At 70.9% G+C, this 16,215-nt stretch carries 13 protein-coding genes; 9 read left to right on the top strand and 4 right to left on the bottom strand.

Features of this window, described 5'->3' with window-relative positions; genetic code table 11:
- Positions 1-12: 12 nt before the first annotated feature.
- The 4 genes from CDO81_RS19385 to CDO81_RS19370 form a co-directional block, all read right to left on the bottom strand.
- Entirely contained in the window at positions 13-645 is a 633-nt protein-coding gene (locus CDO81_RS19385) for a response regulator transcription factor (RefSeq protein ID WP_088484882.1), read from the bottom strand.
- A complete protein-coding gene (locus tag CDO81_RS19380) occupies positions 642-2,015 on the bottom strand; it encodes a cache domain-containing protein (protein ID WP_088484881.1) in 1,374 nt (457 codons plus the stop codon). The genes CDO81_RS19385 and CDO81_RS19380 overlap by 4 nt, the downstream gene beginning before the upstream one ends.
- Complete coding sequence (locus CDO81_RS19375) at positions 2,015-5,353, bottom strand: S41 family peptidase (protein ID WP_206602135.1); 3,339 nt, start codon at positions 5,351-5,353, stop codon at positions 2,015-2,017. Before CDO81_RS19375 ends, CDO81_RS19380 begins: the two co-directional genes overlap by 1 nt.
- Before the next feature lie 63 nt (positions 5,354-5,416).
- Positions 5,417-6,067, bottom strand: a complete 651-nt coding sequence (locus CDO81_RS19370; protein WP_088484880.1) for a DedA family protein — start codon at positions 6,065-6,067, stop codon at positions 5,417-5,419.
- A 51-nt stretch (positions 6,068-6,118) separates the two neighbouring features.
- On the opposite strand from CDO81_RS19370, the gene mutL reads away from it, so the two are divergent.
- From mutL to CDO81_RS19325, 9 genes are all read left to right on the top strand, one after another.
- The gene (gene mutL / locus CDO81_RS19365) at positions 6,119-8,038 is read left to right on the top strand and encodes a DNA mismatch repair endonuclease MutL (protein WP_088484879.1); all 1,920 of its coding nucleotides are present in this window, start codon (positions 6,119-6,121) and stop codon (positions 8,036-8,038) included.
- Between the two features lies 1 nt (position 8,039).
- Positions 8,040-9,275, top strand: a complete 1,236-nt coding sequence (locus CDO81_RS29310) for a pseudouridine synthase (RefSeq protein ID WP_088484878.1) — start codon at positions 8,040-8,042, stop codon at positions 9,273-9,275.
- Positions 9,242-10,186, top strand: coding sequence for a tRNA (adenosine(37)-N6)-dimethylallyltransferase MiaA (miaA, locus tag CDO81_RS19355; RefSeq protein ID WP_088484877.1), 945 nt, complete (start codon positions 9,242-9,244; stop codon positions 10,184-10,186). Before CDO81_RS29310 ends, miaA begins: the two co-directional genes overlap by 34 nt.
- A gap of 74 nt (positions 10,187-10,260) precedes the next feature.
- Positions 10,261-11,148 (top strand): SPFH domain-containing protein, encoded by an 888-nt coding sequence (locus CDO81_RS19350; protein ID WP_088484876.1) that lies wholly within the window; start codon positions 10,261-10,263, stop codon positions 11,146-11,148.
- A 10-nt stretch (positions 11,149-11,158) separates the two neighbouring features.
- The gene (locus tag CDO81_RS19345) at positions 11,159-11,683 is read left to right on the top strand and encodes a hypothetical protein (protein ID WP_088484875.1); all 525 of its coding nucleotides are present in this window, start codon (positions 11,159-11,161) and stop codon (positions 11,681-11,683) included.
- Positions 11,683-11,892 (top strand): type II toxin-antitoxin system antitoxin, encoded by a 210-nt coding sequence (locus CDO81_RS19340; protein ID WP_088484874.1) that lies wholly within the window; start codon positions 11,683-11,685, stop codon positions 11,890-11,892. Before CDO81_RS19345 ends, CDO81_RS19340 begins: the two co-directional genes overlap by 1 nt.
- Positions 11,889-12,542, top strand: coding sequence for an ABC transporter ATP-binding protein (locus tag CDO81_RS19335; RefSeq protein WP_088484873.1), 654 nt, complete (start codon positions 11,889-11,891; stop codon positions 12,540-12,542). The genes CDO81_RS19340 and CDO81_RS19335 overlap by 4 nt, the downstream gene beginning before the upstream one ends.
- On the top strand, positions 12,532-15,138 hold the full coding sequence (locus CDO81_RS19330; protein ID WP_088484872.1) for an FtsX-like permease family protein: 2,607 nt from the start codon (positions 12,532-12,534) through the stop codon (positions 15,136-15,138). Before CDO81_RS19335 ends, CDO81_RS19330 begins: the two co-directional genes overlap by 11 nt.
- Positions 15,138-16,187: a lipocalin-like domain-containing protein gene (locus CDO81_RS19325; RefSeq protein WP_241517069.1), complete on the top strand. Its 1,050-nt coding sequence runs from the start codon at positions 15,138-15,140 to the stop codon at positions 16,185-16,187. Before CDO81_RS19330 ends, CDO81_RS19325 begins: the two co-directional genes overlap by 1 nt.
- Positions 16,188-16,215 lie beyond the last annotated feature (28 nt).

Here is a 16,215-nt window from a genome sequence, read left to right as displayed (position 1 = left end):
CAAGCGTCACCGTCAGGCGGCGCCCGCCTCGCGGGCATGCTCCACGGCGTAACGAATGAGCTCGGCCTGGCCATCGAGTTCGAGCTTGCGCTTGATGCTCTGGCGGTGGGCCTCCACCGTGCGCACCGACAGATCGAGCTCGCGCGCGATCTGCTTGCTGGACGCCCCGCGGCCCAGGGCCGACAGGATCTCGCTCTCACGCGGCGTCAGCACCGGCTTGGGCGCCTGCCCACGGAAGAGCCTTCCCGAGACCGCCGCGCTCAGAAAGGTGCCGCCTGCGGCGACGGCATCGATGGCGGTGACGATCTCCTGCGCGGGCGCATCCTTCAGTACGTAGCCGCGCGCCCCGGCGGTCAGCGCACGCTGCACGTACTCGGGGTTGTCATACATGCTGAACATCAGCAGCTTGATGGCCGGCTGGGCCGCCAGCATCTCCGCGCCCAGGCTGATGCCATTGCCGTCCTTCAGGCCGACGTCCATCAGCACCACATCAGGCGCCGACGTGGACAGCAGCGCGAGCGCCTCGACCCGCCCACCCGCTTCGCCCACCACCTCAAAACGCGGCACGGCCTGCAGGCGCGCGACCAGGCCTTCGCGCACCATGGGGTGGTCGTCAACGAGCAGGATGCGGATCGGGGACGTCATGCAAGCGAGGCGCGGGCGATATCGGCAGCCGAGAGTTTGACCGCAAGCCGGCAACCCACGCCGGCCGAGGTCATCAGCGACAGCCGCGCCCCCAGCGCATCGGCTCGCTCGCGCATGCTGCGCAGCCCCAGCCCCCGGTCGGCCACGGCCTGCGCCGCCTCGGCGTCAAAGCCGCGGCCATCGTCATGAACCTCCAGCATCAAGCCACCCGAAGGCTCGAAGCGCAAGGTCAGCGTCACCACCGTGGCCTGCGCATGCCGCGCGGCATTGTTCAGCGCCTCCTGGGCAATGCGAAACAGCGCCGTGTTGACGGCATCGGGCAGGCCGAATTCCTCGCCCGCTACCACCGCCTTGAAATGCGTGCCGCCCGCCGCATCGAACTCACCGGCCAGATGCTGCAGGGCCGCGGGCAGGCCGAGGGTGTCCAGCAGGGCCGGCCGCAGCGCATGCGACAGATGGCGCACCTCGGACAGCGTGCTGTTCAGCCGTTTCAGCGCCAGGGCCTGCAGCCGCGCGGCCGACGCCGGCTCGGACTGTGCAGACTCGATCAGCAGCTTGGTTGCCACCAAGGCCTGGCTCACGCCGTCGTGCAACTCCCGGGCCAGTCGGGCCCGCTCGTCCTCCTGGCTGTGGACCACCTCGCGCGCCAGCGCACGCAGTTTGGCCTCGGCACTGCGATGCTCGCTGAGATTCAGCGCCAACGCGCCCGCGCTGATGAGCGCAACCCCGAACACGGCGACCGCTCCCACCCAGAGCATGGTGGCCGTGATGTTCTGCCGCGCGCCCTGCTCCAGCTCGGCCATCGTGGCCTCGATGCCGTCCAGGTAGAGGCCGGTGCCGAGCATCCAGTCCCACTCAGGCACGGCCACAACATAGCCAAGCTTGGGGGCGAGCTGACTGCTGGAAGGCTTGCGCCACGAGTACTCAACGTAGCCGCCCCCCGCCTTGGCCTGCCCGATGAGCTGCTGGATGGTGGGTCGCCCCTGCGGGTCGCGCAGTTCCCAGAGGTTCTGCCCGATCAGCTCCGGCTGACGCGAATGCATCAGCACCCGCCCCTGCAGGTCGTAGACGAAGAAGTAACCGTCGCGCCCATAGTCCAGCGATTGCAGGATGGACAGCGCCCGGTCCTGCCCGCCGGCCTGCCCGAGCAGCGGCTTGATGGTGCTGACGGCGAGGTCCACGTAATGCTTCAGCTCGGTCCGCCGCGCTTCCATGTAGCTGGCGCGCACGAGCGCATGCTCGCGGGCGGCCAGCTCGCTCTCCTGCTGGCGCACCGCCAGCGCGATGAGCGCCAGCGACGCCAGCAGCGGCAGGAGGGCCAGCAGGAACAGCCGCCCCCGCAGGGAGAGCCGGGACCACGCTGCGCCCATCAGCGGCCCAGCGTCGCCGGGGCCGGCGCCGTCTTGCGCTGGATCGGCTTCCAGGTCTGCAGCCGCTTCATCACGTCGGCAATCGCCGCGTCGAGCTGGGTGTCCTCGCCGCGGTTGACGGCGGCGGGGTCGAGTTCGACGTCGACATCCGGCGCCACGCCTTCGTTCTCCACGCGCCACTCGCCCTCCGGCGTGTAGAAGCGGAAGTACGGCACGGTCAGGAAGCCGCCGTCGATCAGCGGCGGGTTGGCCGAGATACCGATCAGGCCACCCCAGGTGCGCTTGCCGATCAGCGGGCCCAGGCCCACGCGCTTGAAAGCGTAGGGCATGAAGTCACCACCTGAGCCGGCGTCCTGGTCGATGAGCATCGCCTTGGGGCCGTAGATCGCACCGCCCGGGGTCTCGAACACCAGCCCGTCGCGGTCCTTCCAGCCCGACAGATAGGGGCGCGACAACAGCTCGGTCACATAGTTGGCCGCCTGGCCTCCGCCGTTGCGGCGGTCGTCGACGATCAGGGCCTGCTTGTCGATCTGGGCGAAGAACATGCGGTTGAAGTGTTCATAGCCCTGGTCCGCGGTGTCGGGCATGTAGACGTAGGCGACCTTGCCGCCGGTCTTCTGCTCGACCTTCTTCCGGTTGCCCTCGATCCATGCCCAGCGGCGCAGCAGTGCCTCGTTGGCGATGGGTTCGACCGTGATGTCGCGCCGGCCCTTGCCCGCGGCATCGTCGGCCACGGTGACCACGACCTGCTTGCCAACCGTGTTCTCCAGCAGTGCATAGAGGTTGAGCTTGTCGTCCAGTTCATGGCCGTTGATGGCCAGGATGAAGTCACCCTCCTTCACACCCAGCCCGGCCACGGCCAGCGGCGAGCGCTGCTTGGGGTCATGGCGGTCGCCCGGGTAGAGCCTGGCGATGCGGTAGCGGCCCTTGTCGATGGCGAAGTCCGCCCCCAGAAGCCCCACGGCGACAGGCGCCTCCTGGACCACGTCGCCGGCACCCGCGCGGTTGTGCCCGACCTGCAGCTCGCCAATCATCTCCACGATCAGGTCGTTGAGGTCCTCGCGGCGCTGCACATGCGCCAGGCGAGGCAGGTAGCGCTGGTAGACGGCCTGCCAGTCCAGCCCGTGCAGGGCAGGGTCGTAGAAGAACTCCTTCTCCATCCACCAGGCCTCGTCGAAGATCTGCTTCCACTCCGCCTTGGGGTCGATGCGGGCGCGCAGGCCCGAGAGGTCCAGCGCCTTGGTGTCGGCCTTGTCGTTGGCATCGCCTACTTCGAGCTTGCCACCGGCCAGCGTCAGCAGCAGCTTCTTGCCGTCCTCGCTCAGCGAGAACTCGGCCACGCCGGTACGCAGCATCTTGGGCTTGCGCTCCTCGGCATCGAAGCGCCACAGCTCGGCCGTGGCCCGCCGCTCGGCCTGCGCGGGCTCGCTGCTTGCACCCGGCTGGGGGCGTTGCAGATAGAACAGCGACCCATCGTGCGCGACGGCCAGGTTGTCGTAGTTGCGCTCGGCCAGTGGCAGTGCCACCACGCGATCGGCCAGGCCTGCGAGGTCGATCCGCACCGGCTTCACGGCCTCCTCCTTGGGCGCAGCCACGTCCTTCCTCCCGTCGGCGGGCTTGGGGTCCTTGGCAGCCGCATCCTGCCTGCCTTCCTTGCGGGCCTCTTCGTCACCCGCCTTCGGCGCCAGTGGTGACTTGCCATCGGCCGCCAGCACCAGCGCGTAGAGGCCCGAGCGGTTGGGCCGCTCCTGCGACGACAGGTCCAGCCGCACGCGGCTCGGCCCGGCATTGATGGACGCCGTGAAGTACAGGACATCGCCCTTGGGCGAGAACACCGGGTTGCCGGCATGGGTCAGGCCGTCGGTCACGACGTGGTTCTTGCCGGTGGCCAGCTCATGCAACACGATGCGGCCGAGGTAGTTCTCTCCCGACATCGTGAACGCCAGCCAGCGGCTGTCCCGCGAAAACGACACCGTGAAGCCGTCGGAGCCGAAGCGCCGCACGTCGGTCGCGATCTTGATGAGCTGCCCGCGTTGCGGCCCGGCCCCCAGGGCCAGCCGGTAGAGGTTCAGGTGGTTGTCGCGGATGACGAGTTGCTGGCCGTCAGGCGACCAGTCCATCAGCGTGAAATAACCCTCCTTGGGCAGCAGGAAGCGCTCCTTGGCGCCCAGGCCGGTCTGCGCCTGCAACACGACCTCGTGGCGCATGCCGGGCGCATCCGAGATGCAGGCCACGTGCTGGCCGTCCGGGCTCCACAGGGCATCGGACTCGCGCACGCCCGCGGTCTCGGTCAGGTTGCGCACCGAGCCGTCCTTGACCGGCACGGTGAAGACCTCGCCCCGGGCCGTCACCACCACACGCTTGCCGGTGGCCGACAGGCGCGCCTGCGTCAAGGTCTTGCCCGCATCCTTCCATTGCGGCCGGGCCTGGGGCGCGGTGCCGTCCAGGCGAATGTCCAGCACACGCGGCGTGCCGCCGGCCAGGTCGATCTGCTTGATCACGCCGCCGGCTTCGTACACCAGCGTGCTGCCCCAGGCATCCACGCTGCGCACGTCCCACTGTGTCTCGCGGGTGAGCTGACGCAGCGCCCGGGTCGCCGGGTTGAAGGCAAACAGGTTGGCAGCACCGTCGGCCCGGTCGGAGATGAAGACCACCTCACCCGCCGCCCACACCGGCGCGTGGTCGGTCGCATTGACATGAGGGATCTGCTGCCAGGCCTGGCTGGCCATGTCCATGATCCAGACAGGCGGTGTCGAGCCCCCCCGGCTCTGGCGCCAGCCACTGACGCCGACGTACGCGGCGTTGTAGGGCCGGTAGGCCAGCTGCCGGCCGTCGGCTGACCAGGCGCCTTCGAAGGCAACGGCCTTCATCACCTGGCGTTCGTAGCCGCCCTCGGTGCTGACCTCGTAGAGCTGGTTGCTGCGGTTGTTCAGCACCTCGCGCGGCGAGGCGAAGAGCACGCGCTTGCCGTCGGGGCTCCAGCCGTTGACGACATCCGGGCTCGGGTGCCAGGTGAGGCGGCGCGGGGAGCCGCCTTCCAGGCCGATGACGTAGACGTCGGTGTTGCCGTCATAACTGGCCGAGTAAGCGATCTGCCGGCCGTCTGGCGAGAAGCGCGGCGCGAACTCGCTGGCCGCATGGCTGGTGAGCCGGCGCGCGTGGGCGCCGTCGCGGTCGGCCAGCCAGAGGTCGCCGGCGTAGACGAAGGCCAGGTGGTCTTTGGAGAGCGCGGGCTGACGCAGCATCTGCGTCGGCTCTGCGGCGTGGGCTGCAGGCCCCACGGCAGCCAGGCCGGAGGTCATCCAGGCCAGGGCCAGGGCAAGGCGGGACGGGGTCATCGGGATCTCCGATCGAGTCGCAAAACACGCGACTCTAGGGCCAGCCGCTCCCGGTCGCGAAAGTCAGGCGCTGGGCTGGCCCTTGAAGCGGCTCTTCACCGCACCGCCGATGACGATCAGGCCCGGGATGAGGATCATCGCCCAGATGATCTTGCTCAGGTTGGCCTGCACCCAGGGCAGGTTGCCGAAGAGATAGCCCACCACGGTCAGGCCCACGACCCAGATCACCGCGCCAACCACGTTGAACATCGTGAACTTGGTGCGGCTCATCTCGGCCACGCCCGCCACGAAGGGCGCGAAGGTGCGCACGAACGGCATGAAGCGGGCCAGGATGATGGTGATGCCGCCATGCTTCTCGTAGAAGGCATGGGCGGCGTCGAAGGCGCGCTTGTTGAAGAAGCGTGACTGCTCCCACTGGAACACCCGCGGCCCGATACGCCGGCCGATCAGGTAGTTGGTCTGGTCGCCCAGGATGGCCGCCAGCAGCAGCACCGCGATCGCCAGCGGCAGGCTCATCAAGCCGGCGCCGCACAGGGCGCCCACGACGAAGAGCAGGGAATCGCCCGGCAGGAACGGCATGACCACCACCCCCGTCTCGACGAAGATGATCAGGAAGAGCAGCGCATACACCCAGGCGCCATAGGCTTGCACGAACTCCGCCAGATGGGCGTCCACGTGCAGGATGAAGTCGATCAGGAAGTGCATCAGGTCCATGGCGCGGCATTATCCAGGCGCCCTCATGACAGCCCGCCGATAATCCAGGGGATGGAGTCCCCCCTGCCCGCCGACCCGCGCGACTTGCCAGCGCCCCGTCCCATCCGCGAACTGCCCGACGAGCTGATCAGCCAGATCGCCGCGGGCGAGGTCGTCGAGCGGCCGGCCTCGGTCGTGCGCGAGCTGGTGGACAACGCGCTGGACGCCGGCGCCCGCAACATCCAGGTCAAGCTGATGGCTGGCGGCGTGCGCGCCATCGTGGTGGAAGACGACGGCTGCGGCATTCCGGTGCAACAGCTGCCCATGGCGCTGAAGCGGCATGCCACGAGCAAGATCGGCAGCCTGCATGACCTGGAGTCGGTCGCCACCATGGGCTTTCGGGGTGAAGCGCTGGCCGCCATCGCGTCGGTGTCCGACATGGCCATCGCATCGCGCACCGCAGCCGACGCGCACGCCCACCGGCTGGACGCCCGCAGCGGCGAACTCCAGCCCGCCGCCCGCTCGCGCGGTACGAGCGTGGAAGTGCGCGAGCTGTTCTTCGCCACGCCCGCGCGCCGCAAGTTCCTGAAGACCGACGCCACCGAGCTCGCCCATTGCGTGGAGGCCGTGCGCCGCCACGCGCTGGCTCGGCCGGATGTCGGCTTCGCGATCTGGCACGAAGGCAAGCTCGTGGACCAATGGCGCGCCGCTTCGGTCGAGCAGCGCATTGCCGACGTGCTCGGCGAAGACTTCGTGGCCGACAGCCGGCCGTTCGAGCACAGCGCTGGCCCGCTGGCCCTGACCGGCCGTGCCGGCCTGCCGGAGGCAGCACGTTCGCGAGCCGACCAGCAGTACGTCTGGGTCAACGGCCGCTACGTGCGCGACAAGCTCATCAGCCACGCCATCCGCTCCGCTTACGAAGACGTGCTGCACGGCCAGCGCCAGCCGAGCTATGTGCTGTTCATCGAGATTGCGCCGGAGCTGGTGGACGTGAACGTGCACCCCACCAAGATCGAGGTCCGCTTCCGAGACGGGCGCGCCATTCACCAGAGCGTGCGCCGCGCCTTCATCGACGCACTGGCGCAGTCGCGCAGCGCCGACACGGCGGGCGTCGAGTCGGCCATGGCGCCGCTAGGCTTCGCGCCCACCCTGCCCGCCACGCTCTACGTGGCCGAGCCGCGCCCGGCGTACACCGCGGCCAGCCCGTCGAGCTACTCTCCCGCCGTGCCGCCAACCGCCGAACAGGTGCGGCTGTCGCTGGTCCAGCACGAAGCGCTGTGGCAACCCTCCTCGGCCGGGCTGCCTGGCGCCGGCCTGGCTGCGCCTGACGCCGTGCCCGAGGTGACGCGCGCGGCGGCGCCGTCAGCCCTGGCCCCAGCGGTGCCTCTGCCGCGCCTGCCTGACGACGACTGGCCGCTGGGCCGGGCGGTGGCGCAGATCCAGGGCGTCTACATCCTGGCCGAGAACCGCCAGGGCCTGGTCATCGTGGACATGCACGCTGCGCACGAGCGCGTGGTCTATGAACGGTTGAAGGCGCGCCTGGGTTCGGCTCAGATCGAGAGCCAGCCCCTGCTGATCCCGGTGAGCTTTGCCGCCACCGCGGAAGAAGTGGCTGCGGCGGAGCAGCATGCCGACACGCTCGCCCAGCTCGGCCTGGACGTGGCGCCGCTGTCCACCCGCACCCTGGCGGTGCGCTCGCGCCCGGCCCTGCTTGCTGCCAGCGACCTCGTGGCCCTGACGCGCGAGCTGCTGGCCGAGATGGCGCAGTTCGACGCCAGCTCGGTGCTGGAGCGCGCCCAGCATGAGATCCTGGCCACCATGGCCTGCCACGGCGCAGTGCGCGCCAACCGGCAGCTGACCCTGGACGAGATGAACGCCCTGCTGCGCGACATGGAGGCCACCGAACGCGCTGACCAGTGCAACCACGGCCGCCCCACCTGGCGCCAGCTCGACATGCGCGACCTGGACGCCCTTTTCCTGCGAGGCCGATGAGATGGCTACCCTGACCCTGAAGAACAAGAAGCCCGCCGCCAAGACCCGCACGGCCGACGGTGAGAAGCGCGGCCCCTTGCGTGGCAAGGGTGTCTCCAAGCCCCGCACGACGCTCGCCAAGGCCCAGGCGGAGCGAGCGGAGCGCCAGGCGCAATTCGAGCAACGCAACAGCGAACGCAGCGCCCCCGCGCGCGACAAGCCGCCGCGGCCTGAGCGTGGGGAACGTTTCGACCGTGCCGACCGGCCGGGTCGCCCGGCCAGCCCGAAGGCCAGCGGCTTTCGCCCCGAAAGCCCGGACCGGCCGGCCCGCCCACCGCGGGGTGATCGCCCGGTGGCGCCGTATGGCGACGCCCCGCCGCGCCCTGAGCGCGGCCCGCGGGTGGACCAGCGCCGCGCGTCCAATCGGCCGCTGGACGCGGACGTGCGCCCACCCGCGCCGCGTCGCGCCCCGATGCGCGAGACCGAGAGCAGCGATGGCGAGCGCCTGTCCAAGCGCATGAGCGAGCTCAAGCTCGCCTCCCGCCGCGAGGCCGACGAATGGATTGCCGCCGGCTGGGTGCGGGTGGACGGCCAGGTCGCGGTGCTGGGCCAGCGGGTCGGCCCCGATGCCCGCATCGAGATCGACCCCGCAGCCCGCCAGGCCCAATCTCAGCTGGTGACGGTGCTGCTGCACAAGCCCATCGGCTACGTCTCCGGCCAGGCGGAAGACGGCTATGAGCCCGCCGTGGTGCTCTTCCAGCCAGAGAACCGCTGGAAGGACGACCCCTCGGGCATCAAGCCGCATCCCAACCACCACCGCCACCTCGCCCCGGCGGGCCGGCTGGACATCGACTCCACCGGGCTGCTCGTGCTGACGCAGGACGGCCGCATCGCCAAGGCCCTGATCGGCGATGACTCCGACATCGAGAAGGAATACCTCGTGCGCGTGGAGTTCGTCGGCCATGAGGTACCCGAGGGCACCCTGCCCAATGCGGCCCTCACGCCGGACAAGCTCGCCCTGCTCAACCATGGCCTGTCGCTCGACGGCGAGGCGCTGAAGCCGGCCAAGGTCAGCTGGCAGAACGAGCAGCAGCTGCGATTCGTGTTGCGCGAGGGCAAGAAGCGACAGATCCGCCGCATGTGCGAACTGGTCGGCCTGAAGGTCGTAGGCCTGAAGCGCGTGCGCATCGGCCGCATCCCGCTCGGCCACCTGCCGGCCGGCCAATGGCGCTACCTGGCCCCGTGGGAACGTTTCTGAGCCCGATCTGCCTGGCCGGGCCCACCGGCTGCGGCAAGACAGCCGCGGCCCTGGCGATCGCCGAGGTGCTGCCGGTGGAGATCATCAGCGTCGACTCGGCGCTGGTGTACCGCGGCATGGACATCGGCACCGCCAAGCCCACCGCAGCCGAGCTTGCCGCGGTGCCGCATCACCTGATCGACATCCTGGCACCGACCGACAGCTACTCGGCCGCCGAGTTCGTGCGCGACGCCAGACGCCTGGCCGCCGAAATCAGCGCCCGCGGCCGGCTGCCGCTGCTGGTGGGCGGCACGATGCTGTATTTCAAGGCGCTGTTCGATGGCCTGTCCACGCTGCCCCAGGCCGATGCCGAGCTGCGCGCTGCCCTCGACGCCGAGGCCGCCGAGCGCGGCTGGCCCGCGATGCATGCCGAACTGGCCCGTCTGGACCCGGCCACCGCCGACCGGCTCGCGCCCAACGACAGCCAGCGCATCCAGCGCGCGCTGGAGGTCATCCGCCTGACGGGCCAGCCGCTCAGCGCCCTGCATGCCGCCTCGCGTGACGAGGGGGTCGACTGGCCGCTGTTTTCGCTGGAACCCACCGACCGCGCCTGGCTGCATGAGCGGTTGGCACAACGCTTTGATGCCATGCTGAACCAGGGCCTGGTCGACGAGGTCAAAGCGCTGCGCGCGCGCGGCGACCTGAGCCTGGCGCTGCCCTCGATGCGCTGCGTCGGCTACCGGCAGGTCTGGGAGGCGCTGGACGGGAATGACTTCAGCACCCTGCGCGAGCGCGGCATCGCCGCCACCCGCCAACTGGCCAAGCGCCAGGTGACGTGGCTGCGCAGCATGCCGCGCCGCCGCGTCATCGCCTGCGACGGGCCGCAACCCATCCCCGAACTGCTGGCCGGGCTGCAGCGCCTGATGGCCTGAAAAAACCGCTTGCATCGGTGAGCACGCTCGCCTAAAGTGATATCACTTTGATTCACTTTTGAGACCAGACCGCCATGTCCTCCTCCTCTGAGAAGCGCGCCGTCATGACCGAGCACCCGGCGCGCGCCGCGAATGGCTACGCGATGGCCCTGATCGGGCTGGCGCTGGGTGGCGCCGGCGCGCTGGCCCTGACCCGGGCCCTGCCGCTGTACGGCATTCCGCTGGTCATCGCGGGCGGCCTCATCCTGGCCGGGCTCTACATGCTCAATCCCAACCAGGCCGCGGCGCTCACGCTGTTCGGCGCCTACATCGGCAGCGACCGTGGCGCCGGCCTGCGTTGGGCCAACCCTTTCGCGCTGAAGAAGCGCGTCTCGCTGCGCGACCGCAACCTGAACGCACCCGTGCTCAAGGTCAACGACCAGCGCGGCAACCCGATCGAGATCGCCGCCGTCGTCGTCTGGCGGGTGCGTGACACCGCGCAGGCCCTGTTCCAGGTCGACGACTACGAAGCCTACGTGCGCGTGCAGGCCGAGGCCGCCATCCGCCATCTCGCCGCCTGCTATGCCTACGACCACGCGAACGACGATGGCGAGACCGACACCATCACGCTGCGCGGCGGCCAGGACGCCGTCGCCCAGGCGCTGCGCGCCGAACTGCAGGCACGCTTCGCGGACGCCGGCGTGGACGTGCTGGACGCCAAGATCAGCCACCTCGCCTATGCCCCGGAAATCGCCCAGGTCATGCTGCGCCGCCAGCAGGCCGAGGCCATCATCGGCGCCCGGTCCAAGATCGTGCAGGGCGCGGTGACCATGGTCGAAACGGCGCTCCAGGGCCTGAGCGAGCGCGAGATCGTCGTGCTGGACGATGAGCGCAAGGCGGCCATGGTCAGCAACCTGCTCGTGGTGCTGTGCTCCGACCGTGAGACCCAGCCGGTCGTCAACACCGGCACGCTCTACACCTGAGGCCGCTCCCATGCGCGCAAGCCGCCTGTTCATGCTCGCCTGGGCGTTGACCGCCGGGCTGATCGTCGGCAGCCTGCCCTGGCTGCCGGAGCCCATCGTCAGTGGCAAGCAGACGATGGGGCGCGGCGCCTACCTCGCCTCCATGCTGCTGCCGCTGCTGGCTGCGGCCCTGTGCAGCAAGCCCTTCGTCCTATGGCTGGGGCGCGTGGCTCCGGGGCAGGTGAACCTGCCGCACCGGGACTACTGGATGGCCGAGCCCCGCCGACACACGAGCCTGGAGCGGCTGGGTGAGCATGTCAGCGGCATCGGTGTGATGGTCAGCCTGCTGCTCGCAGGCACGCATCTGCACACCTTGCTCGCCAGCCAGTCCACCTGGGCACAGCCACCGCAGGCCCTGTGGTGGGCCATGGGCGGGCTGCTGCTGGCCGGGCTCTTGCTGTGGTGCTGGCGGGTGAAGGCCCTCTTCCCCGCACCGCCACCGGCGCACGAAGCGCCGCCGCCACGCCGCCCGCGGCGACCTGGTGAGCAGCACTGATGGCCAGCCCGGACAAGAAATCCTTCCCGCTGCGGGTCGACCCGGCGCTCTGGGCCGAAGTGGAGCGACTGGCAGCCAGCGAACTGCGCAGTGCCAACGCGCAGGCCGAGCTGCTGCTGCGCGAGGCGCTGACCCGGCGCGGCGTCAAGCTCGATCCGCCCAAGGGCCGGGCGGGGGCATTGCGCAAGGGGCCAGAATCCGGGGCATGAGTCTTTTGCGTGCGCGCGGCCTGGCCAAGTCCTACGGCGAGGTGGCGGTGTTTTCCGGGGTCGACCTCGACCTCCAGCCCGGTGAGATCGTGGCCCTGCTGGGCGAATCGGGCAGTGGCAAATCCACCCTGTTGAACTGCCTGGCCGGCCTGGACGAAGCCGATGCCGGCGAGATTGCACTGGATGGCGCTGACCTGCGCGCCCTGGACGACGACGCACGCTCCGCGCTGCGGCGCCGGTCGCTGGGCTTCGTCTTCCAGGCGTTTCATCTGCTGCCGCACCTGAGCGTGGCTGACAACGTGGCCCTGCCGCTGCGGCTGCTGGGCCAGCGCGATGAAGGCCACGTCGCGGCCATGCTGGCGGCGGTCAACCTGCAAGACCTGGCCGCCCGCATGCCGCGGCAACTTTCTGGCGGCCAACTGCAACGCGTGGCAATTGCCCGCGCGCTGGTGCACCGGCCGCGCCTGGTGCTGGCTGACGAGCCGACCGGCAACCTCGACCCCCGCCACGCCGGTGAAGTGCTGGAGTTGCTGCGCCGCTGCACCCGTGAGGCAGGCGCCGCCTGCCTGCTGGTGACGCATTCCGAAGCCGCCGCCCAGGCGGCCGACCGCCGGTTGCGGCTCGACGAGACGGGCTTGCATGCCGTCTGAGCGCGCCCCGGCCTTGAGTGCACTGGGCCTGTGGCGCCACATCGCCTGGCCGATGTGGCGCGCCCAGCCCGCGCGCATCCTGCTGGCGTTGCTGGCGGTCATGCTGGGTGTGGCCCTGGCCTTCGGCGTGCATCTGCTCAATGGCGCGGCGCTGACTGAGTTCTCCCGGGCCGCACGCGGCGTGAACGGCCAGGCCGACCTCATCCTGCGCGCACGCGACGGCGCCCTCACCGACTCCGATCTCGCCGAGGTGCTGAATCTGCCAGGCGTGGCCAATGCCAATCCGGTGCTGGAGGCCGAGGCGCTCTGGCTCGGCCAGGGCGGCCCGGCGGGCCGCGGCGTTTCGGTGCACCTCATCGGGCTGGACCCGCTGGCGCTGTATGCGTCGGCGGCAGAGAACCGGCCCCTGGCCCCGGAGCTGACACCCCAGGTGAGCGACGGGCCGCTGGCGGCGGTCGCCGTCGCCACCCTGCACCTGAACGCAGCGGCCCGCAGCCGGCTGCCCCCTGGCGCCACGCGGCTGACACTGCGCCTGCCCCAGCCCGCCGGCGCGCCGCCCCGGGACGTGGCGTTCGCCGTGGGGGGCCGCGTGGCGGCGGGCAACTCGCCGCTCGGGGTGCTGGACATCGCCGACGCCCAGACCTTGTTCGGCCGGCTGGGCAGCCTCGACCGCATCGACCTGCAACTGCAACCGGGCACCGATGCCATCGCCTGGGCGGCGCGCCTGCCGGCGCGCTGGCAGGCCAGCCCACCGGTCGACGAGGGCGCCCGGCTGTCGGACCTGACCCGCGCCTACCGCGTCAACCTCGGCCTGCTGGCGTTGATGGCGCTGTTCACCGGCAGCTTCCTCGTGTACGCGGTGCTGTCACTGGCGACCGCGCAGCGGCTGCCGCAGTGGGCGCTGGTGGGGGTGCTGGGGGTTTCTGCCCGCCTGCGCTGGCAGCTGATCCTGCTGGAAGGCGCGGTCATCGGCGTGGTGGGCGCCCTGCTCGGCCTGGGCCTGGGTGTGGGCCTGGCCGCCGGCGCCCTGACGCTGCTGGGCAGCGACCTGGGCCTGCACGGGGGCGCCAGCTCCTCGACCGACCTGCTGTTCAACCAGCCGCTGGCCGTGCCCGCCGCGGTCTATGGCGCGCTCGGGCTTGTGGCCGCCCTGGTGGCGGCGCTGGCGCCCGCGCTGACCGTGCGCCGCATCGCGCCGGCCCTGGTGCTCAAGGGCCTGGGCCTGCCCGCCAGCCGCGCCCTGCCCGCCGCTGCCGGCGTCGGCCTCATGGCGCTCGGAACCGCCCTCGCCTGGCTGCCGCCGGTATGGGGCGACACGCCGGTGGCCGCCTACCTGTCCATGCTGCTTCTGCTGCTGGGCGGGCTGGCGCTGGTGCCGGCGCTGGTGCGCGCCATCACGGCACTGCTGGCGCGGCTGCCGGCCGGGCCGCTCTTGCTGCTGGCGCGCGAACGCAGCCGCGACCAGGCCACCGAGGCGCGGCGTTCGCTCGCGGGCGTGCTGGTCGCCCTGGCGCTGGCGGTGGCCATGACCGTGATGATCGGCAGCTTCCGGCAGTCGCTGATGCATTGGCTGGACGACGCGCTGCCGGCCGACCTCTACGTTCGCAGCGCCTTGCGCCTGCCCGACGGCACGCCGGCCCCCTTGCCGCCCGAGCTGCTGCAGACCCTGCCCGCCCTGCCGCCCATCGCGCGGGCAACGCCCCAGCGCACCACCCGCCTGCGCCTGGCACCCGGCACCGACGCCGTGGCGCTGACCGCGCGCAGTGTGCAAGCCGGCGGCCTGCCCCTGATCGAGCGCTGGTCGGGTGACCTGGCGGGTGGCGCCATCGCCGTCTGGGTGAACGAAGCCGCGCGGGACCGCGACGGGCTCACCGTCGGGCGCGTCTTCACGGCGGAGCTGCCTGACAGCGCACAGGGCGCACAGGGTGCACAGGGCGGGCGGCGCCTGACCCTGCAGGTGCAGGGCATCTGGCGCGACTATTCCCGCCAGGCCACGGCGGTGTGGATGGACCTGGACGACTACCGCCGCCTCACCGGCGATCGCAGCGCCACGGAGATGGCGCTGTGGCTCAAGCCCGGTCAATCGCTGGACCAGGCGCGGGCGGAGGTGCGGCGCCTGGGCGGCGAGAACATCGAGCTGGCCGCGGCCGGCGAGCTGCGCGAGCTGTCGCTGACGATCTTCGACCGCAGCTTTGCGATCACCGTGTGGCTTCAGGCGGTGGCGCTGGCCGTGGGCCTGTTCGGCGTGGTGGCCAGCCAGTCCGCCCAGGCGCTGGCCAGGCGGCGCGAGTTCGGGCTGCTGCGGCATCTCGGGTTGTCCCGCCGCGAACTGATGCGGCTGCTGTTGCTGGAGGCTGGCCTCACGGGGGGCGCCGGTGCGCTGGCCGGCCTGGGCCTGGGGCTGGCCTTGAGCGCGGTGCTGGTGTTCGTCGTGAACCCGCAGAGCTTTCACTGGAGCATGGACCTGCACCTGCCGCTGCCCCGGCTGGCCGCGCTGGTGGGGCTGGCCTTCCTGGCGGCGGTCGGCGCGTCGGCCTTCGCCGGCCGGCAGGCGCTGGGTGCCGATGCGGTACGCGCCGTGAGAGAGGACAGTTGATGATCCGACGCCGTACCCTGCTGCTCGCAGCTGCGCCCCTGGCCCTGCCTCGCGGCGCCCTGGCCGCGATGAACTTTCCGGCCGACTTCGGCGCCCACCCGGCCCAGGCCATCGAGTGGTGGTACCTGACCGGCCTGCTCGGCGACCGCGACGGCGCCGCGCCGCGCTACGGCTACCAGCTGACCTTCTTCCGCGTGCCCGGGCCTGCGGCTGACGACCACCCGAGCGCCCTGGCCGCCCGCCAACTCATGCTCGGCCACGTGGCCCTGTCCGACCTGTCGGCCCGGCGCCAGCGCCACACACAGCGTCTGAGCCGCGCCCTGCCCGGCGCGGTGCAGGCCGCCCTTGGCGACTGCGACGTGCGCATGCGCGACTGGTGGCTGCGCCGCGAGGGCGACGGCTACCGGGCGCATTTCAACGGGCCCGGCTTCTCGATGGAGCTGGAACTGGCCTCACCCGATGCCCCGCTGCTGCAGGGTGACGCCGGCATCTCCCGCAAGGGGCCATCCCCGGAACAGTTCTCCAACTATTACTCCCGGCCGCAGCTGCTCACGCAGGCGGCGCTGATGCTGGACGGCCGCCGCCACAGCCTGACCGGCCGCGCCTGGCTCGACCACGAATGGAGCGATCGCTACCTCGGCGAGGCCCAGGGCTGGGACTGGCTGGGCGTCAACCTGCACGACGGGCGCGCGCTGACCCTGTTCCAGCTTCGCCGCAAGGATGGCCAGCGGGACTGGGCCGGCGGCAGCCTGCGCACGCCGGGCCAGCCGGACCGCAGCTTCAGCCCCGACGAGGTGCACATGGCGCCGACGCGGCACTGGACCAGCCCCGCCACCGATGCCCGCTGGCCCGTGGCCTGGCAGCTGCTCACCCCAGCGGGCGAGATGCACATCGAGGCCTTCTTCGATGCGCAGGAGGTCGATGCGCGGCGCAGCAGCGGTCTGGTCTACTGGGAGGGCGCCGCCCGGCTGTCCGACCGCCAAAACCGGCCACTCGGCACAGGCTACCTGGAGCTCACCGGCTACATCGGCAAACCGCCCATGGCCTGAACCACAATCCGCCGCCAATGCCTTCACG

This window comes from Roseateles puraquae, assembly GCF_002205845.1.
Taxonomy (GTDB): domain Bacteria; phylum Pseudomonadota; class Gammaproteobacteria; order Burkholderiales; family Burkholderiaceae_C; genus Pelomonas; species Pelomonas puraquae.
This window is presented reverse-complemented; position numbering and strand designations above follow the sequence as displayed.

Excerpts from the sequence above, each read along its gene's own strand:
- CDO81_RS19335 (WP_088484873.1), top strand. The coding sequence starts at position 11,889 with ATGAGTCTTTTGCGTGCGCGCGGCCTGGCCAAGTCCTACGGCGAGGTG.
- CDO81_RS19345 (WP_088484875.1), top strand. The coding sequence starts at position 11,159 with ATGCGCGCAAGCCGCCTGTTCATGCTCGCCTGGGCGTTGACCGCCGGG.
- CDO81_RS19325 (WP_241517069.1), top strand. The coding sequence starts at position 15,138 with ATGATCCGACGCCGTACCCTGCTGCTCGCAGCTGCGCCCCTGGCCCTG.
- CDO81_RS19330 (WP_088484872.1), top strand. The coding sequence starts at position 12,532 with ATGCCGTCTGAGCGCGCCCCGGCCTTGAGTGCACTGGGCCTGTGGCGC.
- CDO81_RS29310 (WP_088484878.1), top strand. The coding sequence starts at position 8,040 with ATGGCTACCCTGACCCTGAAGAACAAGAAGCCCGCCGCCAAGACCCGC.
- CDO81_RS19340 (WP_088484874.1), top strand. The coding sequence starts at position 11,683 with ATGGCCAGCCCGGACAAGAAATCCTTCCCGCTGCGGGTCGACCCGGCG.
- miaA (WP_088484877.1), top strand. The coding sequence starts at position 9,242 with ATGGCGCTACCTGGCCCCGTGGGAACGTTTCTGAGCCCGATCTGCCTG.
- CDO81_RS19370 (WP_088484880.1), bottom strand. The coding sequence starts at position 6,067 with ATGGACCTGATGCACTTCCTGATCGACTTCATCCTGCACGTGGACGCC.
- mutL (WP_088484879.1), top strand. The coding sequence starts at position 6,119 with ATGGAGTCCCCCCTGCCCGCCGACCCGCGCGACTTGCCAGCGCCCCGT.
- CDO81_RS19380 (WP_088484881.1), bottom strand. The coding sequence starts at position 2,015 with ATGGGCGCAGCGTGGTCCCGGCTCTCCCTGCGGGGGCGGCTGTTCCTG.
- CDO81_RS19350 (WP_088484876.1), top strand. The coding sequence starts at position 10,261 with ATGTCCTCCTCCTCTGAGAAGCGCGCCGTCATGACCGAGCACCCGGCG.
- CDO81_RS19385 (WP_088484882.1), bottom strand. The coding sequence starts at position 645 with ATGACGTCCCCGATCCGCATCCTGCTCGTTGACGACCACCCCATGGTG.
- CDO81_RS19375 (WP_206602135.1), bottom strand. The coding sequence starts at position 5,353 with ATGACCCCGTCCCGCCTTGCCCTGGCCCTGGCCTGGATGACCTCCGGC.